Origin of the sequence: Citrobacter sp. wls717, assembly GCF_005280955.1 — a bacterium.
GTDB lineage: Bacteria > Pseudomonadota > Gammaproteobacteria > Enterobacterales > Enterobacteriaceae > Citrobacter > Citrobacter werkmanii.
This window is the reverse complement of record NZ_SZWW01000031.1, coordinates 237312-264304: the sequence shown is the minus strand read 5'-3', so window position 1 is coordinate 264304 and position 26993 is coordinate 237312. Positions and strand designations below refer to the sequence as shown.

Below are 26993 nucleotides of genomic sequence, written 5' to 3'. Positions count from 1 at the left end.
ACAATAATATCCCATTAAGAAATAACAGAAATAAATTTAGCATCGCATAATCAATTCAGGAATTAACATAATCCGTGGCAAAGTCTCTGTTTTCCCTTAAAGCAATAAAAGGGTGGCAACATTCCATCACTGGCAAAATAACGCAATTCTTGCTGGTGGGTATCGTTATTGCTTTTAGCGCTGGCGCCTTTACCAACTGGAGCCTGATAGACAGCTTTTCTTATCAACAGTGGGTGCAGCGCGCTGAGGCGAATGCGCAGATTATGACCTACATTATCCGCAGCGTGTACACCACCGTTTCGGTTGAAACCAGCGATGCCGGGCAGATCTCCCGCATCGTCTCCGACAGACAACTTGGCGATACCGACTCCATTCTGCAAACGGGTTATAACCCGGTAGACGTCCTGGCGTTGGCATCAGTGCAGACGCACAGCCCCACCTGGCTGTTTCTCTATACGCCGGAAAAAGGGTATGTTGGGATTAACAACAAGTCTGAAAATGGCGAAGGAATTATCTCCTTCTCTGGTCGTTTGCCGCGCGATGTGCTGGTCAATTACTATGTTGGCTTCGCCCAGATCAATGGCGAAGAGTGTTTCATCAGCGCCGTCCCGATATTGACGCCTTCCGGCGAGATCCTCGGGAGCCTGATAAGCAGCATCGGTAAAAAAAGTGAGTTGTACGCTACCTACGATGCGATGCTGAAAAAGAGCTGTATCATTTTCGTTCTGATTTTGCTGGTGACGCTGGCGCTGGTTACGCTGTTTATGCGCCGCTTATTCCGACCGGTTCCGCTGCTGATCAACTCCCTCACCCGTATTGCCCATGAAGAGACCGACTGCATTACCCCTTATCTTGATCAGGACGATGAAATTGGGCATCTCGCAGGAGCGATTGAGAAATTGCGCGTCGCCATGAAAGAGCGCGGTTATCTGCAACGCATGCATGAAATGTCGCAAAAGATGGAGCATATGGCCCATCATGATTCGCTGACCGGCTTACCCAACCGCGTTTCGTTTGGCCAGGCGCTAGATAAGCGCGTCAGTGAAATTCATCTGGATGAAAAACCGTTCAACCTGCTATTGATTGACCTCGACAATTTCAAACCGGTCAACGATACCTTCGGCCATAAAGCCGGGGATGAACTGTTAATTAGCGTGGCCCAGCGCCTGCAATTGCTGCTCGGCCCTGACGACATCGCGGCGCGTCTGGGCGGTGATGAGTTCGCCATCCTGCAACATGTCAGCGACAACGCCATCAGAGAGGCGAATCGTCTGGCAAAACGCATTATTCGTGCGCTGAGTACCCCATTCACCTGGAGCACGCATACTTTTTCCATCAGCTGTAGCATCGGTATCACCACCGCGCCATATCAGGGCAACAATACCTCGACACTGATGATCAATGCCGATCTTGCTATGTATGCCTCTAAGCATCATGGCCGCGGCTGCTTCCATTTCTTTGAAGACGGCATGGTGATGAAGCAGACCCACAGCCTGTTTATTAATCAGGAAATTATTGATGGTATTGATAACAAGGAGTTCGAACTTCACTACCAGCCAATCATAAACCTGGCAGATGAAAGCGTGTATGGGTATGAATCGCTGATCCGCTGGAATCATCCCAGCAAGGGACTGATTTACCCAGATTATTTTATCAGCATAGCCGAAAGTTCCGGCCTGATTGTACGTTTAGGCGAATGGATTATTCGTCAATCCTGTGAAGCGGCGGCTAAATGGCCGGAGCGCACCAGAATTGCCGTCAATATATCGGCCTACCAGTTGCACAGTCCGGGGCTGGTGGATGTGATCAAAGACGCCTTACGCATCAGCCAACTCGCGGCAGATCGCCTTGAAATAGAAATCACCGAATCCGAGAAACTGGATAGATCAATCGCCTTACCCGTACTGCAAGAGATCCGCGCTATGGGCATCGAAATCGCCATGGACGATCTGGGAACCGGGTATGCGGCGCTGGATTACCTGCTGATTTATCCTTTCACCCGCATCAAGATCGCCCGCACGCTGGTCGATAAGCTGCAGCAGGATAATGCCAGCCAGTATTTGATTGTGATGCTGATTCAGTTTGCCCATAAGTACAATATGTCGGTCACTGCTGAAGGGGTGGAGACCGCGCAGCAGCGTGACATCCTGCGCGACATAGAGTGCCAGAATGTTCAGGGCTATTTCTTTAGCTATCCGCTTCGCGAACGTGAGGTGCTTTCCGCGTTTGCCGAAGAGGCTATTGAAGAAGGTCTGAGCAATGCCTGACATCTTTCGCGTGGCAAAACGCCTGCTGATGATGGTGGTGCTGCTGGCAGTGGCCACGCCATGCATGGCAGATAAGCAACTGCATACGCTGGAACAGATCGCCAGCAAGAAAACCATTACCCTTGGCTATCAGGATGATGCGTTTCCCTTCTCCTGGCAAAATGGAAATACCCCTGCGGGCTACTCCATTGATATCTGCAACAGTATCGTCAGCGCGCTCAAGACCAAACTCCAGCTAAAAAACCTGAAAATAGAGTGGGTAAAAGCCAATTCAGCATCGCAGTTTGTGCTGATTAAAAACCACATGGCAGACATCATGTGCATACCTGCCTTTTATTCACAAAGCCGCCACAGCATGAGCGAGTTCTCCCTGCCGTTTTATTTTTCGAGCACCCGCTTTGTGATGCGTAAAACCGAAAGCAGCGACAACCTGGCTAAGCTTTCTGGACATAGCGTACTGGTAAAAAGCGGTACGATTTACGTTGAGCAACTGCAAAAAGTGAATGCCGCGAATGATCTGGATATTAATATTCAACTCGACACCAATAATATTACGGCCTTCAACGAACTGAAAAACGGGGAGTATTCAGCACTGATCTCCAGCACGGTATTACTCAAAGGGATGATTGCTCAAACACCAAACCCTGAGGAGTATGCGCTGTCAGATATTGCACTCAGCGCCCCGCTACCAGCGGGCCTGTTGCTCCCGTTACATGATAAAGAATTTAAAGAGTTTGTTGATGGCACGTTGTCTTCTCTGATGACCAGCAACGACTTTACTGCGCTGTACAATAAATGGTTTCAGTCACCGATTCCGCCGAAATCCATCAATTTAAACATTCCCATGTCAGATAACCTGAAAGCACTAACGGCTGCTAAAAAGAAGATCAGTTTTGATTATGAAAAATATAATTAATCGTGAAATGGCAAGGGTGAAACGTACGGTGCAATGGCTGATCCTACTGGCAGGTATCGTCATCTCTCCTGCGCTGATGGCTCAGCAAAACGCCGCGACGCTCGACCATATTCAGAACAGCAGCGTGCTAAACGTGGGCTATCGCCAGTTGCCGCCATTTTCATTTACCGACCACAATGGCAAGGTGACGGGTTATACCATTGCGGTATGTAACATGATTGCCGATAAGTTGCGCCAGTATCTTAAGCTCAATAGCTTAACTATTCATTATATTCCCGTGAGCTTCGGGGAACGCTTTACCGCATTAAACACGCGCAAAATTGATATGGACTGTAGCGTAAATACCAATGCGCCGGAGCGGATATCCAGCGTCTCATTTTCTCTCAACTATTACATCGCAAAAATGCGCATCATTGCGTTACGTAAAAATAATATCCACTCGATTGTCGATCTTAAAGGCCGCACGGTGAGCCTGCCTGGAAGCTCAAAAGATTTGCTGGAGTTTAATAAAGCCAACAGAGAGCAGCATCTTAATATTTCGACAATTACTACCACCACGATAAACGGTGCGTTTGACAAGATGGCGCATAATGAGGCCGCCGCCTTATTCCTTGATGATGTTCTGGCCTGGCCGTTGATTAAGGATAGCGAGCAACCGGAACTGTTCAGCGTGTCGGCACAGAGCATCGGCAATGATATGCACTATGCCATTATGATGAGGAAAAACGATCCGCAGTTCGTGACGTTTGTTAACAGCACGCTGAAAGATTTCTTCGCCTCACCGATCAACGCGCAGTTACGCAAAAAGTGGCTGTCTCCCTGGTCCTGCGAAAAGATGAAAATCCCATCGCCAGGTAGCTGTCAGCATAGTAATTGAACACTATCAGCCGCTCTTTACACCACCGCCTGCTGCGCCTGTGGAAAATCCCCGGGGTGCTGCTGTTGCTATTGACCGTCCATTCGCTGCGCGCCGCCTGGGATTTTGCCAGCATCCAGCAGAAATCCGATGCGCTTTACGGCCCCGCAAGCCCGCAAGCGCAACGGCGGATCAACGCCTGGCAGCAGTTGTTGCTCCAGTTGCGTAATGCAGACGAACAAACACAATTACACGCCGTAAACCAATTTTTTAACGATAAGCTCCGTTATACCGAAGATATTGACGCCTGGCATGACGTCGATTACTGGGCAACCCCCATTGAATCACTGCGCAAAGGTGAGGCGGATTGTGAAGACTACGCGATCGCTAAATATTTCACTCTTCGCCAGTTGGGCATCTCCGAAGACAAACTGCGTATTACCTATGTTAAGGCCATGCGCTATAACCGGGCGCATATGGTGCTGACCTGGTACCTCACGCCTGAAGCGATTCCTCTGGTACTCGACAGCCTGACCAATACCATTTCACCGGCCACCCAGCGTATGGATTTATTACCCGTTTACTCCTTTAACAACACTGGCCTTTGGCTTCCGGGCAATCAGAACAATAAGCGCGTTGGCGACAGCAAGAGACTTTCTCGCTGGCAGCAAGTTTTCATCAAAATGCGGGAAGAGGGCTTCCCGATGGATAAATAGGAATCACCTGTGTCTCTTTTTAAACAGTTACTCCTGACAATCTCTCTCTTTATGATGGTTGTGTTTAGCGGCAATTTTATCGTGACGTTAGAAAGCTCTCGCGATCAGTCCAATAACCAACTCCTTTCACATGCCCAGGATGCAGCAACCGCGCTGGGCGTTTCGCTGACCCCCAACGTCAACGATCCGGCGATGATCGAGCTAATGGTTAGCTCCATTTTCGATAGCGGTTACTACAAAAAAATCCGTATTGTCGATCTGCAAAACGGCAAAACGATGCTTGAGCGCCGCGCGGCGGCGTCGATTCCCAATGTTCCCGGCTGGTTTGTTGATCTGGTGGATGTGACTCCGCAAACCGGCGAGGCGACAATCATGCGCGGCTGGCAGCAGGCCGCTCGTGTGGAAGTGACCAGCGATCCGATCTTTGCCGTACAGCGTCTGTGGGACAATACCCTGGGCAATCTGCTGTGGATGCTGTCCTGTAGTCTCGTCTGTTTAATCGCTGGCATTCTGCTGCTGCGCAAACTGCTGCGCCCGCTCAATTATCTGGCAAAACAGTCAGAAGCCATTGCCCGCCGCGAATTTCTGACGCTACAGGAACTGCCAAAAACACCGGAATTACGCCGCGTCGTTAACGCCATGAATTTGATGGCAGCGAAGCTCAAGTCGTTATTTGAAGAGCAAGCTGTCTATAGCGAACGTCTGCACAATGAAGCTTATCTCGACAGCCAGACCGGAATTGCCAACCGCCGCGCGTTCGATATGCAGTTTCAGGCGCGGCTAAGTGATGCCGATACGGCGCCAGGGTATCTGATGCTGGTTCGCGTTCAGGACTTAGGCGGTCTGAATCAGCGTTTTGGCGGCCCGCATACCGATAAGCTGTTGCTCAATATCGCCAACCTGCTGAACGCGCATAAAGAAAAATATGCCTCTCTCGACAGTACCCTCGCGCGCATTCGCGGCGGCGAGTTCGCCCTGCTCTGTCCGGGGGTTACGCACGGTGAAATGCTGGACATGGGCAATTCGCTGTGTCAGAAGCTGACGGCCTTTTATGCCACCGGTATGTCAGACCAACAGCCGGTCGCCTATACCAGCATGGTGCCATTCAGCGCCGGAGATAACGCCCAGTCATTGCTGATCCAGGCCGATCGCCTGCTGGTGGAAGCAGAAACACATACCGACCATCAGGTGGTTCCCACCACCGAGGTGCCAGCGGCTACCGAAGATCAGCATTTGTGGTTTGTTCGCCTTGAGCATGCGCTGGAAAATCAGCAATTCCAGTTGGTTTATCAACCCGTTGTGGATTGCCGCACGCCCGACAAAATCCTGCATTACAAAGTGCTGTCGCGCATTATTGACGAACAGGGCAACACCATTACCGCCGGTCGTTTCCTGCCGTGGATCCACCGCTTTGGCTGGAGTCATCGCCTCGATAAAGTGATGCTGAAACTGACGTTGAACCAACTAAAAACTGCACCGGGGAAATTAGCGCTGAGTATTTCAGGCAGTTCTGTCGCCAGTGCGAACGCCATTGCTGACCTGCTCAATCCGCTGCGCTATTCACCAAAATTAGCCCATCAGTTGATTCTGGAGCTGGATGAAAATCAGCTCCCGGGACCACATCAGATGGCGGCATTTGTCAAAGCTGTAGGCCAGCATCGCTGCGCGCTCGGTCTGCAACACTTCGGCAGTCGCTTCAACATGATCGGTCATCTGTCGCAGTGGGGGCTTGCTTATCTGAAAATCGACAGCAGCTATATCCGCAATATTGACGAAGAAAACGATAAGCGTTTGTTTATTGAAGTGTTGTGCAGCGCCACGCGCAGTATTGATTTGCCGCTGATTGCCGAACGTGTTGAAACGGAAGGTGAGCTTAAGGTACTGCAGGAATTAGGGATTGATGGCGCAATGGGTCAATTATTAGGTGAACCCGCGCCGTTGTGATAACAGCAGGCAGCCTGTATATCGCCGGATGGCGCTTCGCTTATCCGGCCTACAAGCCGGCTGCCTGCATCAGCTAAAAAATACGGTCATCACTCCCAAGCAGTTGTTCTAACCCGCCAAGCTCCTGACGCGCGTTCGCGCGATTCATTAATTTAACCTGCGCCATCGGCGGAAGATCGGTAATGGCAATCACGCCTTTACGGATCAGCAGGTAAATCAGATCGTCGAGCACGCGAACCATCTCCAGGTCGCTTTTTTGCAGCATCTCTAACGTCTGTTGGGTGTCATTTTCAGCGTTTTTACCAGCGCCTGCTGCCTGCGCGTGTGGTCCAGAATTCATATCAGTGTCTTTCATTTCGTATACCCTGATGCCGCTGCCCTGTTCACACAGGGCAGCAAGCAACGGTTAGTGAGTCGGGTTGTGATCGGGTTTGGCTATCAGGTGATCCAACGAGTAGGTCGCAGAATGCAGATCGCCGCTTGCATGAGTAGACAGCGCAGTATCAATGCCATGCGCGACCTTCGCCGGACTGGCTATTTGATGGTGATCGCCGCCGCTTTGAATGTACTTCGCAATATCCACGCCTTCGTGCAGTTCACGCGCCAGATCGCTGAGATCGACTTTATCGAGCACAGCCTTCGCCCTATCGTCAGCGCTCAACACGGCAGTTGCCTGCCCGTGTCCGGTCGCGGCTGGCGCATAAGACAGAGATAATGCGTTGTCATCGAACAGGTTGTGCAGCGCGTGCTGCATCGCGGCATGATTTCCTTTATCCGCCGTATGCCCTTTGTGTGGTGCCGGATCATCCATCGTCACATTCAGCGTTTGCGTATACGGCGTAATATTGCCGTGGTCATCATGCGCCTCAACCAATACGCTTACGCGGTTATGGCCTGCCCGGAACGCTGAGGTCTCGGCCTCAATGTCATAGGTCAGCCCATTATTGCCCTGATGGAGAATCGCATCGTACTGATGGCCATTTACCAGCGCTTTAATGCACTCGCCATCATGCACATCACCGCTCACGCTGCCGGTGATATGGGTGATAGCCCCCTGTGCTTCCGCACGTGAAATATGGTTGTCCCCGGTGAGTTTATCCACAATAAGCGTGGCGTCTGCCTGTTGATCCACAGCATAGGTGTGGGACGTTGTCTTTGAATACGGGTTGCCTGGCGCATCATGACCGTTGACCTCAACCGAGAACGCGGTGTTCGCTTTCATCACATCGCTGTCTACATCGACATGATAAACCCGCTCACCATTCCCCAACGTATCTACCGAACCAGTATATTCATGACCACCAATCTTTAATTTGATCGAATCCCATACATCCACATCGCCGCCAAGATGCCCGGTTACCCTCACCGTCGTTCCCTGAAGTTCCTGCTGGTTCAGGACGTTATCCTGGGTGACGCTATCAATATCCATCGTTCCTGCAGCAGTCCTGTCAATAGTGATGGTCTTATCGGTATGGATCTCATCACGGTTACCTGCATCATCATGGGCGGTGACGTGAGCGGTTATCTTTTGATCGTGAATCAGGTCAACCGTGCTGGCATCTACGCTAAATACCTTCTGACCACCATTGTCTTTTACATCAGCCACCAGATCTTTACCGTTAACCGTGATGGTCACCCGATCGCCAACATCCACGTCCCCGGTCACATAACCGCTGATAGTGGTTTTCGCATGCTGAGTTTCCTCGTTATTCAGCACATCATCGACTGACACGTTGTCCAGCACGATGCTGGCATCAACCTGCGTATCGATAGTGACCGTTTTGTCGTTCACGGCATGCATTGGGTTCAACGCCGAATCCTGCCCTTCTACGCTGACGTGAATATTCGGATCATTTTGCAGCCCGACCGTACTCACCATCGCTTTGTAGCCCAGTTGCCCGTTCATATGCGGCAGCTCAATGACACGCGTATGTACTGTGACGCCATCGACGAGAATGGCGACTTTATCACCGAGATGCACGTCGCCATCCACCGTACCACTCACCTCAACGCTTCCGGCTTTCACTTCATCAGCATTGATAATATCGTCGCCACCGACGGTGTTGATGGTCACGCTGCCGTTTGCCGACTTATCAATCGCGTAGCCCTGCGTAAAGCTGGCGGACTGCACGTTGCCGTGATCGTTATATCCTGAGACTGTCGCGACAATCGCGCGATCGCCCAGCAGGTCTTTGGTGTAGATATCAACGCAGTAGCGATGGTTATTATCGACAGTCGCCGCATAAGGGTTTCCGTTAACCGTCAGCGTTACCTTATCGCCCGGGTGCACATCTCCGGATACCGACCCCGTTACTGTCATCTTAGGTTGCAGCGATTCGTGCGCGTTCAGCACATTGTCACCGGCAATGTTATCTATCGTCACGCCAGCATTAGCGCTCAGATCGACCACGACATGGCTGCTGGCAGAGGCGCTACCCAGGTTGCCGTTATCATCCGTTGCCATGACCGTCGCGATAATATCCGGGTTATTGTGCAGATCGTTGATACTGACCTTCGTCGACCAGGCCAGGTGACCATGTTTATCATCATGCACGACCGCAGTTAGCGTATTGCCATTGACCTGCAGACTCACCACGCTGCCATCGTGGATCCCTTCGCCGCTGACCGTGCCGCTGACGGTCGTTTTTCCGCTTTGCGCCTCAGCAGCATTGATAACATCATCACCGGCGATCTTATCCATCGTTATCTGCAGCGGGTTATCCGTATCGACGGTGATGGTTTTCTGCACCGTATCTGTGGCTGTCCCAGCCGTGATGGAGACATCAAACATCGGGTGCGCCTGCAGTTCGCTGGTCGGCACATCAACCTCATATGCCAACTGTCCCGACATCGTCGGGAGGCTCATAACATGTCCGGTGTACTGCACATGATTGATGGTGACAATCACTTCGTCCCCGGACTGCACGTCGCCGCTGACCAGGCCACGGATTGCCGTTGTCGCCTTTTGCGCTTCATCGTGGTTGAGAACATCATCGCCCGCCACCTTATCAACGGTAAGATGCACGGTCGGTTGGTGAGGTTGCGTGGTTCCTGTTCCCGTTGTCGTCGGGGTGTGCATACTAAAAGGCGTATTGGCAGGCGTATAAGTCTGGGTTACCCACGGGAGATCGATAAATTTATGCTCTACCGCTGTCGCCGTGTTGCCGTGATCGTCATGGGTGGTGATGGACACGGTGATATTGCCGTTGTTATTCCAATCCTGAGAAAGAATATCCAGCGTGTAACCCAGTTGCCCATCAGGGAGGGTAATAACATGCGTTTTAAGATGCGTGTTGTTACCCACATCAACGGTAACCAAATCATTAAGCTTCGCGTCCGGGGTAACATGCCCGGTTACCGTCACAAATTCCGGGCGGTTTCCAGCGGGTAGCGCCCAGCCTCGCCAGCTCAACGCAGAATCAATCGTAATCCCGGCATCGGCAACGGTATCAACCACCACAAGCATGTCATCGTGCCCGTGTGCAATATTGCCGGCGTCATCTTTCGCCGTTACTTCAGCATGAATATGCGGATCCATTAGTAGATCCAGAGTCGACACCTTAGTGCTGAAAGCCCGCTGGCCGTTGTGATCTTCCACCTGCGCATAATAGATCTGATGATTGATGGTGAGTTCAACCGTATCACCGATTTTGACATCGCCTCCCACCGTACCCGTAACCGTCGTTTGCGGATTCAGGGCTTCGTCGTGGTTAATCACCGCATCACCACTGCCAGTGACGATCGGATCGATATGAACAATCGCGTCAATCTGGTCGTCGATAATCACGGTGCTGTGCGCATCTGCCGTGGCGTTATTTCCTGCCGCATCAGTGGTGGTGATGGTTGCGGTGATATGCGGATCGTTTTGTAGCCATTGCGTATCCACGCCAATGGAATACCCCAGGGTTCCCAGATTGGGCAGGTTTGTCACCGTCGCATCAACCATATGGCCGCCGATATTCAGGTGCACCACATCATTAACCCTGGCATCGCCGCCCACCGTACCGCTGACGATCGTCGTCGTTTGCCCCAATTCGATCTTATTCAATACATCGTCGCCCGTTACCGGATCGATGGTGATTGAGGCCAGCGCTTGCGCGTCCAGCGTAACCGTATGATGCGCTGTAATTTGCGCATGGTTCAGGGCATCGTCCGTGATATCCATGGTGACGCTGATATGCGGATCGGCGACCAGATCGGCCGTCGCAACGGGAACGTGGAATCCCATTTGTTGATTACCGCGATCCTCTACCACACCGGAATAGGTATGGCCGTTGATGGTCATGGAGAACGGATCGCCGGGGTGAACTTCCCCGCTCACCGTCCCGCTCACCATCGTATAGCCATGCATCTGCTCAGCAAGGTTCAGGGTATTATCCGGCGTCACGGCATCAATGGTTATCTGCGCATCGACACGGGTATCGATAATCACCGTGGTTTCTGCATTGGCCGTCGTCGGGTTGCCCGCGCCATCGGTGGTGCTGACCGTCGCGGTCAGATGCGGATCGGAGATCAGATCGGCGGTACTGACTTTAATGCTATAGCCGAGAACGCCGCCTCCGGTATCGCTCACTTTTCCCGTCAGGACGTGGCCATTCACGGTGAGATAAACGACGTCATTTACATGAACATCCCCAGCCACTTTCCCGGTTACATACGTGAATGGTTGTTTTGATTCATCACCATTAATCATATTGTCGCCAGTGACGGGATCAATCGTCAGCATGGCTTTGGCATGTAAATCAACCAGCAGGTCGTGCGTTATCTCCGCTTGCTGGAAATTATGCACATTATCTTCACCGACTACACGAGCAACGATATGCGGGTCTTTGACCAGATCGCGGCTCAGAACGTCCAGCTTATATCCCAGCGCATTGTTATGTTCCGGGAGTGCCTGCGCGGTTGTTTCGTAGGTATGACCGTTGACGATGACCTGAACTTTAGCGCCCGCGTGTACATCGCCGGACACCGTGCCCATCACCTCAGTGAGATGTTTTGCTGCTTCTGCGCCGTTGAGCTTGTCATCGCCCGCTACCGTATCAACGGTGATTCCCGCCCCGGCATGATTATCAATATGCACCACATGGGTTGCGGTGGTTATAACCTCATTTTCTACCGCATCGTGAGAGGTAACCGTGACCTTAACGGACACATTTTTATCCTGGAGCCCCTTATTATCACTGAACGCCGTTGAATCAACGGGGACTTGATAGCCCAGATGTCCGCCACCAAGGTCGATGACCTTGCCGTTAAACGTCTGGTGATTGATCTCAACGATCACCGCATCGCCAGGCTGCGCGTCCCCTCCCACCTTACCGCTGATGAGTTGCATCGGCGTATCCAGCTCCTGGTGGTTAAGGTTGTTGTCGTCAGTAACGTTATCAATAGCCACGGTGCTGTGCGCCTGGGTATCCAGCGTGACGGTTCGATGCTCCACCGCAACCGCCTGATTGCCCGCAGCGTCGTGGCTGACCAGCGTGACCATTACGTCGTTGCTGCCTTCCTGCAGCACACCCGTTGGTACAAACACTTCGTAGCGCAGAACGCCGTGATCGTTAACCACTGTGCCGCTAAAGTCCTGATTTTGCCCCTGCACGTGAACAGTCACCACGTCACCCGCTTTGGCATCCAGACCTTTCGCGATACCGCTAATCAGCGTCGGCATGCGGTTTTCAATGGCGTTTACCACATCATCGGACGCCACCACTGCGGTCGTCACCACGTTTTTAGCAAAATTATCGATATGCACTTTATGGCTGTCAGTCGCGATGGCAAGGTTACCCGCCGCATCATGCGAGGTGACCGTGACGTGTACGTCGACATCCGTCAGCACATGAACGCTGTTGTTCGCAAACGCTGATGAGTCCACATCAATGCGGTAACCCAGCTTCCCCTGACCAAGGTCAATGACTTGACTCTCGTACTGATGACCATTAACCACCAGTTGGATCGGGTCGCCGACCTTCGCATCTTCCCCCTCGACACTGCCCGTAATGCGCTGTGTCGCCGCGGACAGTTCCTGGTAATTGATGACATTGTCCGTGGCAATGTTATCCAACGAGATAGCGTTATGCGCATGCGTATCGAGGGTGATAATACGGTGCGATTCACTGGTCACCGCGTTGCCCAGCGCGTCATGGCTGAGCAGTGTTGCGACCACCGCATTCTTTCCTTCATGCAGAGTTCCATGCGGCAAAACCACTGCGTAGCGTAACTGACCATTATCGTTGATCACCGTGCCGCTAAAGTCCTGTCCTCGTACGCTGATGGTCACCGCATCGCCAACTCTGGCATCGCCCCCCGCCGCGATACTCACAATGGTGGGCATGCGATTTTCGTTGGCATTCACCACATTGTCCGTCGCTACCGCATCAATTTTGAGCGTGTTTTCCGCATAGTTATCGATATGAACTTTATGCGTATCGGTGGCGATGGCCAGGTTTCCCGCCGCATCATGAGAGGTGACCATCGCGGTAATATTCACATTCGTCAGAACATGGCCGTTGTTATCGGCAAATGAAGAAGAGTCCACATCGATGCGATAACCCAGCTTACCGCGGCCAAAATCAACCACCTTACCGCTGTACTGATGCCCATTTATCTCCAGTAAGACCGGATCGTTGACCTTCGCATCCTCACCGCCAACAAAACCGGTAATCGTCTGTTTAGCCGCAAGCAGTTCCTGGTAATTCAGCGCATTGTCTGCAGTGAGGTCATGTATGCGGATAGTATTATGCGCCTGCGTGTCTAACGTGATGGTGCGGTGTGCCAGCGCGGTAACTTCATTTCCCACCGAGTCATGACTGACCAACGTCACCACTACGTCGTTTGTACCTTCCTGTAAGGCCGTCTTCGGCAACGCGACTTCGTAGCGCAACTGCCCGTTATCATCAACGATTGTTCCGGCATAGTTTTGCCCATGGACGCTGACGGTGACCGCATCGCCCGCTTTAGCATCACCACCAGCGTCCCCGCTAATTAGCGTTACCATACGGTTTTCAATGGCGTTGACCACATCGTCCGTCGCCACAGCATCGATGCTGACCTGATTGGTGGCGAAGTTATCAATGTGCACGCTGTGGGTATCGGTGGCGATCGCCAGGTTACCCGCTGCATCATGAGAGGTGACCGTGACCTTCACGTCCACGTTACCGTCGACCGGCACGCTGTTGTCAGCAAAGTCTGCAGTGTTTACCGTGATACGGTAGCCCAGCGCATTGTGGCCTAAATCGATAACTTCCCCGCGGTACTGATGACCGTTGATCTCCAGTTGTACCGGATCGCCAGGTTTAGCATCTTCATTGCTGCCAATGGTGCCGGAGATGACCTGGTTACGTGTGTACAACTCACTACGATTCAGGGTGTTATCACTATCTACATCATTGATTGTCAGCGAGTTATGCGCCTGAGTGTCGAGCGTGACGGTACGGTGCGCGAGCGCGGTGACTTCGTTACCCGCCGCATCGTGGCTGACCAGCGTTACCACCACATCGTTTTTACCTTCCAGCAACGTTCCTTTCGGTAATGCCACTTCATAGCGCAACTGACCGTTATCATTGACTACCGTTCCGGCATAGTTTTGCCCCTGTACGCTGACGGTGACCGCATCGCCCACTTTGGCATCACCGCCTGCCACACCGCTAATCAGCGTGGTCATGCGGTTTTCAATCGCGTTGACCACATCATCCGTCGCCACCGCGTCAATGTTGACCTGATTGGTCGCAAGATTATCAATGCGCACGCTGTGGGTGTCGGTGACGATCGCCAGGTTGCCCGCCGCATCGTGAGAGGTAACAGTGACCTTCACTTCCACGTTACCATCAACCGGCGTGCTGTTATTAGCAAAGTCGGAAGCGTTAACCGCAATGCGGTAGCCCAGCGTATTGTTACCGAGCTCGATCACCTGACCGCTGTACTGGTGACCGTTAAGCTCCAGTTGTACCGGGTCACCCGCCTTCGCGTCTTCGCCGCTGACGGTTCCGGAAATCACCTGGTTGCGCGCAAACAGTTCAGCGCGGTTCAGGGTGTTATCGTCGGTGACGTCATCAATCGTCAAGGCGTTGTGCGCCTGGGTATCCAGTACCACGGTACGGTGCGTCACGGCGATGGCCTCATTGCCTGGCGCGTCGTGGCTGACCAGCGTCACCTGCACCTCATTCGCGCCCTCTTTCAGGGTGGCTGAAGGCACCACGATCTCATAGCGTAGCTGCCCATGGTCGTCGAAAATCGTGCCATGAAACTCTTTGCCCTGAAGGGTCAGGATGACCGGGTCGCCCGCTTGCGCATCGCCGCTGGCGACGCCAGAAATGACGGTCGGCATACGAAACTCATTGGCATTGACGACATCATCATTCGCCACCGCGTCAATAGTCACGGCGTTTTGCGCGGATAAGTCGGTATCAACATGATGCTCGGTGGAAACCGTTGTGCGATTGCCGGCATCGTCGAAAGAGGTCAGCGTGGCGTGAATATTCGGGTCGTTCAGCAATCCCTGAGTCTGTACCGGAATGGTATAAATCAGAGCGCCATTACCCGGGTCAGTAACGACGCCGGTATATTCTTTACCATCAACCAATAAGGTAACGATATCACCTGGTTTGGCATCTCCGCCGACACTCCCGTGAATCATCGTCTGCGGCTGGCGGGACTCGGCGTAGTTAATGAGGTTATCCGGCGTGACGCTTTCAACGCTAATGTTGATGTCTGGTCCGGTAATATCAATCAGCGCATGATCGACACTTTCTGCTGTTCGTCCTGTGACATCGGTCGCTATTGCCACTACGGTTACATTTCCTGGCACTAATCCGTTAAGGTCGGTATTAATATTCCAGTGACCGTTATTCACCGGAACCTCAACGGTGAATGTGTTTTTTTGGCTATCGGTGAAGGTAAGCGTGACGTGATTTTGATTGCTGGTGCCGCTTAAATGGGTCTGGTGGAATTCACTTTTGTTAATAAAGCCGTCATTACCGGCAAACTCAGTAATTTGCACTTCAGGCGGGAAAACGCTCGCCGAGGCTGCTCCCACTCCTCCAACCGGCAAATTGATCTCCCAGTTCGGGCTACCCAGACCTTTAGTATTAAAACCCGCTGTAGGATCAACCACCTGTCCGGTTAATTCAAGCTGAACCAGGGTGTGACCACCGCCACCGCCTTCAAGTTGTACTGGCGCGTCATTCCCCGCAGCGGTAGCTTCCAGCACCTGCGTCGGGTCAGCGCCGTCGGCAATGGCTTTTTGTACGGCGGCAATATCCTGGGCATCATGCTCCGGATTATGGTTGACCTGTAGCCCGTGCTCACCCCAATGGCTGTTACGGCCAATATCCAGCGTCTTCCCGTCTGGTAAAGAGAGACTTACCGCGCCGCTGGCGCCGGTCACAATTTCCTCACCGCTATATACCCTGTCGCCTTCATGAACAAGTCGTTGTGCGCCATTAGCATCGACAACGTATACCTGCCCAATGATTGCTTTGATCACACCGAGTAATTTGCTCACCGTAACCTCACTTAATTACCATCATTATTTTTATAAAATCGTTAATATATTAACGAACAAATATCACATTCATTTAATGTAAACATTAATATCTCAATGTAGAAAAAAACACATTTTAAAGAATGCAATTACATGAGACTTGACTGGCAAATGAATATAATAAAAAATAACCAAAAATAAAACACGATGTGACAAAACATGTCTGAGAATAGCTGACCACAGGCTTCAATTAAGACAATTTACCTTTGTTAATTAATATAACGTGTTTGTAAAAATGGATGATAGCGACGACAGCAGGATGTCATAACCGTGTCATATAAGGCATTCATGTCATGAAAAAGTTTTTAGTTTTTCTGCTTTCATGCTTTTCAATATCCTCAGTAAATGCAGAAGACTTACAAAATACCGTTAAAAACGCTTTAGCTAATCATCCTGAAGTTAATGCCGCAATAAATAGCCGTTATTCTTCAGAGCAAGAGCTGCGGGCCGCTCAAGGTGGCTATTTACCCTCACTCAATTTAAATGCAGAGGCCGGACGCAAAAATGTTGATGATGCAACGACTCGCGCGGCAGGACGCAATAACGGTCTGACCCAGTCACCTAACGAAGCGACGCTGAGTCTTGAGCAAAATGTGTTTAATGGTTTTGCCACCTCCAGCGAAGTTGCACGGCAAAAAGCGACCGTTGACTCGCGCGCCTGGAGCGTGATGAACACCAGCGAAAGTACCGCTTATGCGGTCATTCAGGCCTATTTCGACGTGCTACAACGCGAAGAGTTTGTTCGCCTTGCTGAGGACGATCTGGCAAACCACGAACGCATTTACGACCAGATAAAACTGCGTACCGATCAGGGAGTTGGGCGCTCAGGGGACTTTATGCAAGCCGAAGCGCGTCTGGCGCAGGCGCGTAATAACTTGCTGACCGAGCAGACGAATCTTGAAGACGCGAAAACCACCTTTGTCAGCGTGACGGGCATGGATCCGCAAGGTTTAAGCCTGCCCGAGAGTATTGACTCTCAGTTGCCCACCTCGCTGGAAGACGCCAAAAGTCGGATGGAAAAAAACAGTCCATTACTGAAATCCGCCAATGCGGATATCGACGCCGCGCATCAGCAGTATGAGGCCTCGAAATCAACCTTCTATCCGCGCGTGGACGTTGAGCTTTCCCGCGGGATTAGTAATAACACCGACACCACCCGCGCCCATACTGAAGAGTGGGAAGCAATGGTAAAACTGCATTACAACCTGTACCAGGGCGGTAGCGACAAAGCCAATATGAACTCCCGCGCGTATCTGCATAAACAGGCGCAGGACGTACGCAATAACACGCTACGCCAGCTGAATCAGGAGCTGCGCCTGGCCTGGACGGCGTTACAAAACGCACGCGCTCAGCTTCCTTCAGCGGAAGAATATGCCGACCGTAGCGTTAAAGTGCGCACCGCTTATCAGGATCAATTCAGTCTTGGCGAACGTACGCTGCTGGATTTGCTCGACAGTGAAAATGAAGTTTTTTCTTCTAAACGTCGCCTTGTTGAACTGCGTTATCTGGCGATGACCAGCGGCTACCGTATTAGCGAACGCACGGGTGAATTAATGAATATTCTAAAAATCACACCGCCGCCATCAGGGCAACCGGTCGATTCACAAGAAGAAAATAGCTTACCGGATCTGCATTAATAATTATTAATCCAAAATAAATCTCTGACCTGCACGCTGATAATTAGCTTGCTATTATTTTAACGTGCACGGTCAGAAATGGTTGCGAAAATGAGTGCACAAGCTGAATTATTGAATGAAGTATCCGGGAATTATGCTTCTCCTAATTCTCAACATCACGACCCCCGCAGTTATAATGACGATCCGCTATTAGATAGCTTACTCATTCTGTGTGCGTTGCACGATAAACCGGCGAGCCGTTCAACATTAAGCAGTGGGTTGCCATTAGAAAACGATCGGCTCACGCTGAATATATTTCCACGCGCGGCGGCAAGGGCCGGTTTAAAGGCGCGGATTGTCACGCGCGCACTCGATAAAATTCCGGCCATGTCTCTGCCTGCAGTCCTGTTACTGCGTTGTGGCGGAACCGGAGTATTACTGGCATGGAACGACGACGGCAGCGCCCGCTTTATGCCCAGCGAAAGCGAAGGTGGAGAGATTTGCGTCGATGTCGCCACGCTTGAACAAAGCTATGCCGGTAAAGTGATTTTTGCTCATCCGCGCCACGAATTCGATTTGCAGGCGGAAGCTTTTCTGCCACGTACCAAATCCTGGTTTAAAGACACCCTGAAGCTGTCACGTTTCCTGTATATGGATGCGGTGCTGGCCAGCCTGCTGATCAACCTGATTGCGCTCGGCACGCCGCTCTTCACCATGAACGTCTATGACCGGGTCGTACCTAACCAGGCAACGGTCACGCTGTGGGTATTGGCGGTCGGTATCTGCCTGGCTTTTATTTTTGATCTGATATTGAAAATGCTGCGCGGTATCTGCCTTGATATTGCGGGCAAAAAAAGCGATCTCATCATCTCCTCAACGCTGTTTGAGCGCATTATCGGCATGGAGATGAAAGAACGTCCGGCGCGGGTGGGCAGCTTTGCGCAGAATATTCACGAGTTTCAGTCGCTGCGTGATTTCCTCTCATCACTTACGCTGACGACGATTATCGATCTGCCCTTCACCCTGCTGCTGCTGATCGTTATCGGGATTATCGGCGGTGCGCTGGCCTGGATCCCGCTCCTGACGCTGCCGATTGCTTTGTTGTGCAGTTGGGCGTTACAAAAACCGGTCAACGCGGCAGTCACTAAAACCATGAGTCTCGCCAGCGAACGCCAGGCATTACTGATTGAAACCCTGAGCAGCCTGGATGCCATCAAAGTGAACAATGCCCAGAGCGAACGCCAGTTTCAGTGGGAACAAACGCTGGGCAGCCTGAGTCGCCTCGAGCTACGGGTGAAAACGTTGTCCAGCCTGGCGAGTAATCTGACCGGCTGGTTCCAGCAAATCTCCGGGGTGGTGATGATTATCGTCGGGGTGTACATGATTATCGGCGGCAAACTGAGTATGGGTGGACTTATCGCCTGCTACATGCTCAACGGCCGGGCATTAATGCCGCTGGGTCAGTTAACCGGCCTTATCGCCCGTTATCAGCAGGCGAAGCTCACCATCAAAAATACCGAGAAAATGATGTCGCTGGCGCAGGAGCGTCGCGCGGATGAAAATCCGCTCAAACGTGAGCAGCTACAGGGCAGCATAGAATTTCGCGATGTCGATTTCAGCTACCCGGAACAACAGAACCTGTCGCTGCAAAAAATTAATCTGACCATTCAGCCCGGGGAACGAATCGGCATCATCGGACGCAGTGGTTCCGGTAAAAGTTCGCTCAGCAAACTGCTGGTCAATCTGTACCAACCCAGCGCCGGAAATATTCTGATCGACGGTATCGATTCTCGTCAGTTGGATGTGAACGATCTGCGCCACAGCATCGGCTACGTGCCGCAGGATATCCAGTTGTTCAATGGCACGCTACGCGACAATTTGCTGTGCGGGGCGCGTTATATCGATGACGAAACCATGCTGCGGGCAGCAGAACTGGCCGGCGTCAACGATTTTGCGCGCTTGCATCCTGACGGCTATAACCTGCAGGTTGGCGAGCGCGGCTCCCGACTTTCCGGTGGACAGCGGCAGGCGGTAGCGCTGGCACGCGCGCTTTTGCTGGATCCGCCTCTTCTGTTACTGGATGAACCCACCAGCTCGATGGACAACACCAGCGAGGAGAAGATCAAACACGCGCTGGTCCCCTGCATCGCGGGCAAAACGTTATTACTGGTTACGCACCGCGCTTCCATGCTGTCGCTGGTTGACCGCCTGATTATTGTCGATAAAGGACGCATCATCGCGGACGGCCCGAAAGCGGTGGTGATGGATGCGTTGAAAAAGGGGCAGATTAATGCATCTCGCTGATTTCCTGGCTCGTGCCCGCCGCGCTATGCAGCACTATTTTCATGGCCGTGATGAAAATCAAACTGACAGTATCAATGAAGTCAGCCAGGCCATTATTGATGACTCCCCGAGAGTGATTCGACTGACGCTGTGGACGATCCTCGCGCTGGTGGTGTTGTCTTTCGTGTGGGCTGGCTTTGCGAAAATCGATGAAGTCACCCGCGGGGAAGGTAAAGCGATCCCGTCATCCAAACTGCAAAAAATCCAGAACCTGGAAGGTGGGATCGTCACCGAACTGTATGTGCACGAAGGGCAAATTGTTAACCCTGGAACGCCGTTGCTGCATCTGGATGATACGCGCTTTGCCTCTAACGTCGGCGAAACAGAAGCGGATAAACTCGGCCTGCGGGCAAAAGTTGAGCGCCTGACGGCGGAAGTTGAAAACCGGGACTTTGTTATTTCCCCAGAGATTGCCAGCAAAGCGCCGGATGTCGCGCGGGGAGAAACTGAACTGTACAACAGCCGCCGGGAGCAGTTTCACAACGAAATATCCGGACTTGAAGAACAGTTGGTGCAGAAAAAACAGGAGTTGCGCGACTTTGAATCGAAAGAAGAGCAGTTTAAGCACAGCCTCGGGTTAATACGCCAGGAAATCAAAATGTCCGAGCCGCTGCTCGCCTCGGGCGCCATTTCGAAAGTGGAATTACTGCGCCTGCGTCGTACCGAAGTGGAAACCGCCGGGCAGCTCAACTCTGTTAGTTTGTCGCTGCCCAAAGCCGCGTCAGAAATTAAAGAGATTGAGAATAAAATCGGCGAGAGTCGAGGCCGCTTCCAGAGCGATGCGCTGGCTCAACTCAACGAGGCCCGTACCAACCTGAGCAAAACCCAGGCCAGCGTAAAAGCGCTGGAAGACCGGGTGAATCGTACCATGGTCACTTCACCGGTGCGCGGTATCGTCCAGCAGGTGATGGTGAATACCATCGGCGGCGTCATCCAGCCTGGCAGCGATCTGGTAGAAATCGTTCCGTTGGATGACAAGCTGTTAATCGAAGCCAAAATACAGCCGCGCGATATTGCCTTTCTCCATCCGGGTCAGCATGCAATGGTGAAATTTACGGCCTACGATTACACCATCTATGGCGGTCTGCAGGGCGAGGTGGTGCAGATAAGTCCGGACACCGTCACCGATAAACAGGGGCGAAGCTTTTACATTGTTCGCCTGCAAACGGACAAAAACTACCTGGGAACGAAAGAGCATCCGATGCTGATAATCCCAGGCATGGTAGCAAGTGTCGATATTCTCACTGGCAGGAAAACGATTCTCAGCTATCTGTTAAAACCGATTATTCGCGCTCGCGCGGAGGCACTCAGAGAACGTTAAGCGTCTGCGCTCCCTTTTTTCATGTCAGGGAGCGCATAAATTTATAACGGAGTACAGAAGGAAAGTTTTCCCCGGTTTAACGTGATTTTCCCGTCATTAACCAGTTCCTGTAAAACCTTGTGGATGGCGCTGCGGGAGATATGATTACGGGTCAAAATAAAGGTATACACGGACGTTTTCTCACGCACCTCAGGTTCCATCGACCAAATATATTTTACGTGTTCAATAATCTGCTCACGAATGGTGCGATGCGACTGCAACGCTTCACGCTGGAAATAGCGTTGCAGGTGATGCGTTAAGATATCAAACGCCTGCTTCCATAAGTTTTTAGCGGTAAACAAATGATCGGCGTTCTGCACGCTCATTGCCCACATTTCACAATCGGTATCGCAACGTAAATAGTGTCCGGCGACTTCAGTGCGCATTTGCGGCAAACCGAGTATGGCCGGAGCAGAAATACTCACGGTTACCAGATCATTTTCCACACGATAAACAGAGACGGTCCCTTTCTCCAGAAACAAGATATTTCCATCAACCTTCAGATCAATACGCTGACGTTTTTTGCGTAACGACAGCCAGGCATTATCTGACTTCTTCATTTCATCACCCACAAGTACTACAGCATTTTCAATTTCTTTCTGGAACATGGGACTCTCTACCGCAAATTATGGCTTTATCAAAATTCACTTAGCATCAAAAATAAATGTCAGCCCTCAAGAAAGCTGACATTTATCCCTCTTCTACATCTGCCACCGGCATTCCCTGGTGCCGTGGGCGCGTTCAGACACATGCTGTTTTCGCGTGGTGGCGTCAGGCAGTATATTGCGCTGTCCATAAAGAATTAATGGCAATCATCTTTGCCGCCATTATTTCATCTTTCTCTTCTTTGCAAGGTAGCCAAAAAGACACAATCCATTGATTTATATATGGTTTATTTTTATTAAAAAAGTTATCATTGTTGTTATATTATGATACTAATTTGAAACACTTCGCGATTTTCGTTGTAGGATCGGGGCCATGCTGGTAGCTATTATGGGCTAAGTGGTATCATGGCTTACCAGCCACCTGGCGCATTATCAAGAGTAGAGACTACTATGTCTGAGACTGGCAATGTCAGTTATCTGATTGAAAATAAAATAATATTTACGCCAGCCACACAATGTCTGGCGCGAGTAGCTCAACCCAATCAGCAGATAAAACTCAAACACTCAGCGTCATTATGTCTTTTATTACTTATTCAGCATCGCGGCCAGGTGGTTTCACAAAACGAACTACTGGAGTTTGGCTGGGGTAAAAACCATCGTCAGGTTAGTTTCAATGCCTTTTATCAAAGCATTCTCTCCCTGCGTAAAAGTTTGCTACAGCTGGATCTGGAGCAACCGCTAATCACAACCATCCCTCGCAAGGGGTTGATTATCCAGGAATCGTTTGACATTCAGACGATTGAGACGCCAGAGGGGATCTCTTCTTCAGGTGAAGAGTCCGTGGCCCCGGATACCGTTATAGAAGATCTGTTACCCGGGACACCGCGTCAATCTTTGTTCACCACCGCAGAAATAATCATGGTGACGCTGACTCTTATAATTTGCGCGCTTATATTATACCCATGGCAGGCCAGCGATGATTATTTTTCCAACTATATCACGGTCAGCAAAACGCCCACTGACTGTCAGTATTACTTTAACAATGATGCCAGTAATTTCTCCCGGCATACGGCGTTTATCAACAACAATCCGGGATTGTGTCAGAGCAATAAATTCATTTATATTACGACCTATCCTGAGTCAAAGAAATTGTCCGTGCTTGTATGTCGCTCACCGATAAAAGCCAGGCAAGACAACGCCTGTCAGTCGGTATATTACCCCCGGTATGATAGCTAATGAATTTATATCCCCGAACGTCCCGCATCCGGACAGGTGTAATCCTGCTGATCTGTTTTGCTGCGCTCATGGTTACTGCCGTCTATCGGTTCAGTAAAAACACAGGTGAACTTCATAATCTGACCTGTCGTTCAGCCATCGAGATAGTACGTAATACAAGCTCATTTCGTGGGATTATTGATATTAAAATTGGCGGGAGTAAAGGCATTGTGAATGTTGATGGCATTATTAAAGATGCCAGAAGCAATGAGCAAACTGTGCAACGCATGGTCCTGTTCACACAATCCAGCTACGGCTCAAGCCCGGTCTGGATTTCACAGAAAATACAAATATCCAATCGCGAAACGGCCCCCGCCAGCCTTATTCAGGAACTGCTCCCCGACTTTTTCCTGACCAATACCAGCGTATCCAACGTCGATTATTTTGCGCTAAATAGCAAGACGTATCTGATTACCAAAGAAGGGATCCCTTACCTGTACTGCCAGAATTATGCGTTGCCGCAAAATGAATAATTATAAGCTTTCTGGAGGCTCAACCTACGAGGGAATGCCAGAGGATGAATTTATGGTTCTCCCCTCTCCAGAATACATTGTCATCGTCTGAGTCGCCCCGGAGCGGAATCTGGATCGAGAAGTCATCCTTCCCCGCTTTCCCTGAAAAGCATATCTCCGTTATCATGTGCCTCTTATGTGATAACAACGAAAACAAGAATATCGCAATCCATTGAAAATCAGGGAACTGGACACAACTCCATGAGTACAATCGATAATCTCGACGCCCACACCCCAATGATGCAGCAGTATCTCAAGCTGAAAGCTCAGCACCCGGAAATACTGCTGTTTTACCGCATGGGCGACTTTTATGAACTGTTTTATGACGATGCGAAACGCGCGTCTCAGCTGCTTGATATCTCCCTGACTAAGCGCGGCGCATCCGCAGGCGAGCCCATCCCAATGGCGGGTATTCCCCACCATGCGGTAGAAAACTACCTTGCCAAGCTGGTCAATCAAGGAGAATCCGTCGCTATTTGCGAACAGATTGGCGATCCGGCCACCAGCAAAGGACCGGTGGAGCGTAAAGTTGTGCGCATCGTTACGCCCGGCACCATCAGTGATGAAGCGCTGTTACAGGAGCGCCAGGACAACCTGCTGGCCGCCGTCTGGCAGGACAGCAAAGGCTACGGCTATGCCACGCTGGACATCAGCTCCGGGCGTTTTCGCGTTAGCGAGCCTGCCGACCGCGAGACCATGGCCGCCGAACTGCAGCGAACTAACCCGGCTGAACTGCTGTATGCCGAAGATTTTGCAGAAACCTCACTGATTGAAGGACGTCGCGGCCTGCGCCGTCGTCCGCTGTGGGAATTTGAAATTGATACTGCCCGTCAGCAGTTAAATCTGCAGTTTGGCACACGAGACCTGATTGGCTTTGGCGTTGAGAACGCCCCGCGCGGATTATGCGCTGCGGGCTGTCTGCTGCAATATGTGAAAGATACCCAGCGTACCTCACTGCCGCATATTCGTTCCATCACCATGGAGCGTCAGCATGACAGCATCATTATGGATGCCGCCACCCGCCGCAATCTGGAGATCACCCAGAACCTGGCTGGCGGCGTTGAAAACACATTGGCTTCGGTACTCGACTGCACCGTAACACCGATGGGCAGCCGTATGCTCAAGCGCTGGCTGCATATGCCGGTCCGTGACACCAAAATCCTCACTGAACGCCAACAAACAATCGGCGCGCTACAGGATATCACCAGCGAATTGCAACCCGTGCTGCGTCAGGTGGGCGATCTGGAACGCATTCTGGCGCGTCTCGCTCTGCGTACCGCGCGCCCGCGCGATCTGGCCCGCATGCGCCACGCTTTCCAGCAACTCCCTGAACTACGCGCGCAACTGGAAAACGTAGACAGCGCCCCGGTGCAGATGCTGCGTGAGAAAATGGGGGAGTTTGCGGAGCTGCGTGAACTGCTGGAACGCGCCGTCGTGGAAGCTCCACCGGTGCTGGTACGCGACGGCGGCGTCATCGCGTCTGGCTATAACGAAGAGCTGGACGAGTGGCGAGCGCTGGCCGATGGCGCAACCGACTATCTCGACAGACTGGAGATCCGCGAGCGCGAACGCACGGGTCTTGATACGCTGAAAGTCGGATTCAACGCCGTTCACGGATACTACATTCAGATCAGTCGTGGACAGAGCCATCTGGCGCCAATTAATTACGTGCGTCGCCAGACGTTGAAAAACGCTGAACGCTACATTATTCCAGAACTGAAAGAGTATGAAGACAAAGTTCTGACTTCCAAAGGTAAGGCGCTGGCACTGGAAAAACAGCTATACGACGAGCTGTTCGATATGCTGCTGCCGCATCTGGCTGATTTACAACAGAGCGCCAGCGCGCTGGCGGAGCTGGACGTCCTGGTCAACCTCGCAGAACGTGCTTATACGTTGAATTACACCTGTCCGATCTTCACCGATAAACCCGGCATTCGCATTACCGAGGGCCGTCACCCGGTGGTGGAGCAGGTGCTGACAGAGCCGTTTATCGCCAACCCGCTCAACCTTTCCCCACAGCGCCGGATGCTGATCATCACCGGGCCGAACATGGGGGGGAAAAGTACCTATATGCGCCAGACCGCATTGATTGCGCTGCTGGCGTATATCGGCAGCTATGTCCCGGCACAAAAAGTCGAGATTGGGCCTATCGACCGTATTTTTACCCGCGTTGGCGCGGCGGATGATCTGGCATCAGGTCGTTCCACCTTCATGGTTGAGATGACCGAAACCGCCAACATTCTGCATAACGCTACCGAAAACAGCCTGGTGCTGATGGATGAGATTGGACGCGGCACTTCAACCTACGACGGTCTGTCGCTGGCATGGGCGTGCGCAGAAAATCTGGCGAATAAAATCAAAGCATTAACATTGTTCGCCACCCACTACTTCGAACTGACTCAGTTACCGGAGAAGATGGAAGGCGTCGCGAATGTACATCTGGACGCGTTAGAGCATGGCGATACCATCGCCTTTATGCACAGCGTACAGGATGGCGCGGCGAGCAAGAGCTATGGCCTGGCGGTAGCAGCCCTGGCAGGTGTGCCGAAAGAGGTCATAAAACGTGCGCGGCAAAAACTGCGCGAACTGGAAAGCATCGCGCCGAATGTTGCCGCAACCCAGGTCGATGGTACACAGATGTCGCTGCTTTCGGTTGCGGAAGAAACATCTCCCGCCGTTGAAGCGCTGGAAAATCTCGACCCGGATTCACTCACGCCTCGCCAGGCGCTGGAATGGATCTATCGGTTAAAAAGTCTGGTGTAACGCCGTTGTGCCGGGTATGGCTTCGCCGCACCCGGCATTTTTTGATTAACGCTTATCTTCCGCCAGCAGCGGCGGGATACTTGGCACCATTGGCGCATCGTCGATATCTTTCTGCGTCATGCGAAACGCTTGCGGATAATGCTCGCGGCTGGTACGGCGTAGCGGCTCGGTATTACGCCAGGTGTACAGACAATGCTGGCACTGATATACGGTCCAGACACCTTTTACCGGCGAGTTCGCCATCACTTCAATATGTTCATCGGCACAACGTGGACAAATCATCTG

At 51.7% G+C, this 26993-nt stretch carries 15 protein-coding genes; 11 read left to right on the top strand and 4 right to left on the bottom strand.

All coding sequences use genetic code 11. From position 1 onward, the window contains the following. Positions 1-74: 74 nt before the first annotated feature. Genes FDX09_RS16060 through lapD form a run of 5 tightly spaced genes read left to right on the top strand, consistent with a single transcriptional unit; the run spans position 75 to position 6699 of the window. A complete protein-coding gene (locus FDX09_RS16060; RefSeq protein WP_137347507.1) occupies positions 75-2267 on the top strand; it encodes an EAL domain-containing protein in 2193 nt (730 codons plus the stop codon). Beyond that, complete coding sequence (locus tag FDX09_RS16055) at positions 2260-3183, top strand: amino acid ABC transporter substrate-binding protein (RefSeq protein ID WP_137347506.1); 924 nt, start codon at positions 2260-2262, stop codon at positions 3181-3183. The genes FDX09_RS16060 and FDX09_RS16055 overlap by 8 nt, the downstream gene beginning before the upstream one ends. Next, the gene (locus tag FDX09_RS16050) at positions 3167-4060 is read left to right on the top strand and encodes a transporter substrate-binding domain-containing protein (protein ID WP_137347505.1); all 894 of its coding nucleotides are present in this window, start codon (positions 3167-3169) and stop codon (positions 4058-4060) included. The genes FDX09_RS16055 and FDX09_RS16050 overlap by 17 nt, the downstream gene beginning before the upstream one ends. Next, entirely contained in the window at positions 4057-4755 is a 699-nt protein-coding gene (gene lapG, locus FDX09_RS16045; RefSeq protein WP_085048843.1) for a cysteine protease LapG, read from the top strand. The genes FDX09_RS16050 and lapG overlap by 4 nt, the downstream gene beginning before the upstream one ends. 9 nt (positions 4756-4764) lie before the next feature. After that, complete coding sequence (gene lapD, locus FDX09_RS16040) at positions 4765-6699, top strand: cyclic di-GMP receptor LapD (protein ID WP_110497012.1); 1935 nt, start codon at positions 4765-4767, stop codon at positions 6697-6699. 73 nt (positions 6700-6772) lie between these two features. On the opposite strand, the gene FDX09_RS16035 is transcribed toward lapD, so the two are convergent. Together FDX09_RS16035 and FDX09_RS16030 are read right to left on the bottom strand one after the other, a co-directional pair. Then, positions 6773-7054 carry a hypothetical protein gene (locus FDX09_RS16035; protein ID WP_087856250.1) on the bottom strand — a complete coding sequence of 94 codons (282 nt, stop codon included), beginning with the start codon at positions 7052-7054 and terminating at the stop codon, positions 6773-6775. 51 nt (positions 7055-7105) lie between these two features. Further along, positions 7106-16195, bottom strand: a complete 9090-nt coding sequence (locus FDX09_RS16030; protein WP_137347504.1) for a retention module-containing protein — start codon at positions 16193-16195, stop codon at positions 7106-7108. Between the two features lie 332 nt (positions 16196-16527). Here FDX09_RS16030 and FDX09_RS16025 point away from each other — a divergent pair, with 332 nt between their 5' ends. The 3 genes from FDX09_RS16025 (at position 16528) to FDX09_RS16015 (ending at position 21514) form a co-directional block, all read left to right on the top strand. Next, complete coding sequence (locus FDX09_RS16025) at positions 16528-17871, top strand: TolC family outer membrane protein (protein ID WP_137347503.1); 1344 nt, start codon at positions 16528-16530, stop codon at positions 17869-17871. Positions 17872-17961: 90 nt separating this feature from the next. Continuing rightward, positions 17962-20154 (top strand): type I secretion system permease/ATPase, encoded by a 2193-nt coding sequence (locus FDX09_RS16020; protein ID WP_249360013.1) that lies wholly within the window; start codon positions 17962-17964, stop codon positions 20152-20154. Continuing rightward, positions 20141-21514, top strand: coding sequence for an HlyD family type I secretion periplasmic adaptor subunit (locus tag FDX09_RS16015; RefSeq protein WP_137347501.1), 1374 nt, complete (start codon positions 20141-20143; stop codon positions 21512-21514). The genes FDX09_RS16020 and FDX09_RS16015 overlap by 14 nt, the downstream gene beginning before the upstream one ends. 41 nt (positions 21515-21555) lie before the next feature. Here the strand turns inward: FDX09_RS16015 and FDX09_RS16010 are convergent, their stop codons facing one another. Next, positions 21556-22113 (bottom strand): helix-turn-helix domain-containing protein, encoded by a 558-nt coding sequence (locus FDX09_RS16010; RefSeq protein WP_223229541.1) that lies wholly within the window; start codon positions 22111-22113, stop codon positions 21556-21558. A gap of 495 nt (positions 22114-22608) precedes the next feature. Between FDX09_RS16010 and FDX09_RS16005 the strand changes: the two genes are divergently transcribed. From FDX09_RS16005 to mutS, 3 genes are all read left to right on the top strand, one after another. After that, positions 22609-23394 carry a winged helix-turn-helix domain-containing protein gene (locus tag FDX09_RS16005; protein WP_137347500.1) on the top strand — a complete coding sequence of 262 codons (786 nt, stop codon included), beginning with the start codon at positions 22609-22611 and terminating at the stop codon, positions 23392-23394. After that, positions 23394-23906 carry a hypothetical protein gene (locus FDX09_RS16000; protein ID WP_137347499.1) on the top strand — a complete coding sequence of 171 codons (513 nt, stop codon included), beginning with the start codon at positions 23394-23396 and terminating at the stop codon, positions 23904-23906. The genes FDX09_RS16005 and FDX09_RS16000 overlap by 1 nt, the downstream gene beginning before the upstream one ends. 240 nt (positions 23907-24146) lie before the next feature. After that, on the top strand, positions 24147-26708 hold the full coding sequence (gene mutS, locus FDX09_RS15995; RefSeq protein WP_137347498.1) for a DNA mismatch repair protein MutS: 2562 nt from the start codon (positions 24147-24149) through the stop codon (positions 26706-26708). Between the two features lie 45 nt (positions 26709-26753). On the opposite strand, the gene FDX09_RS15990 is transcribed toward mutS, so the two are convergent. Continuing rightward, positions 26754-26990 carry a non-oxidative hydroxyarylic acid decarboxylases subunit D gene (locus FDX09_RS15990; RefSeq protein WP_038633131.1) on the bottom strand — a complete coding sequence of 79 codons (237 nt, stop codon included), beginning with the start codon at positions 26988-26990 and terminating at the stop codon, positions 26754-26756. Positions 26991-26993: the final 3 nt, after the last annotated feature.

Coding starts and splice junctions, on each gene's coding strand:
- FDX09_RS15990 (WP_038633131.1), bottom strand. CDS start 26,990: ATGATTTGTCCACGTTGTGCCGATGAACATATTGAAGTGATGGCGAAC.
- FDX09_RS16025 (WP_137347503.1), top strand. CDS start 16,528: ATGAAAAAGTTTTTAGTTTTTCTGCTTTCATGCTTTTCAATATCCTCA.
- FDX09_RS16050 (WP_137347505.1), top strand. CDS start 3,167: ATGAAAAATATAATTAATCGTGAAATGGCAAGGGTGAAACGTACGGTG.
- FDX09_RS16020 (WP_249360013.1), top strand. CDS start 17,962: ATGAGTGCACAAGCTGAATTATTGAATGAAGTATCCGGGAATTATGCT.
- FDX09_RS16055 (WP_137347506.1), top strand. CDS start 2,260: ATGCCTGACATCTTTCGCGTGGCAAAACGCCTGCTGATGATGGTGGTG.
- FDX09_RS16010 (WP_223229541.1), bottom strand. CDS start 22,113: ATGAAGAAGTCAGATAATGCCTGGCTGTCGTTACGCAAAAAACGTCAG.
- FDX09_RS16005 (WP_137347500.1), top strand. CDS start 22,609: ATGTCTGAGACTGGCAATGTCAGTTATCTGATTGAAAATAAAATAATA.
- FDX09_RS16015 (WP_137347501.1), top strand. CDS start 20,141: ATGCATCTCGCTGATTTCCTGGCTCGTGCCCGCCGCGCTATGCAGCAC.
- FDX09_RS16000 (WP_137347499.1), top strand. CDS start 23,394: ATGAATTTATATCCCCGAACGTCCCGCATCCGGACAGGTGTAATCCTG.
- mutS (WP_137347498.1), top strand. CDS start 24,147: ATGAGTACAATCGATAATCTCGACGCCCACACCCCAATGATGCAGCAG.
- FDX09_RS16035 (WP_087856250.1), bottom strand. CDS start 7,054: ATGAAAGACACTGATATGAATTCTGGACCACACGCGCAGGCAGCAGGC.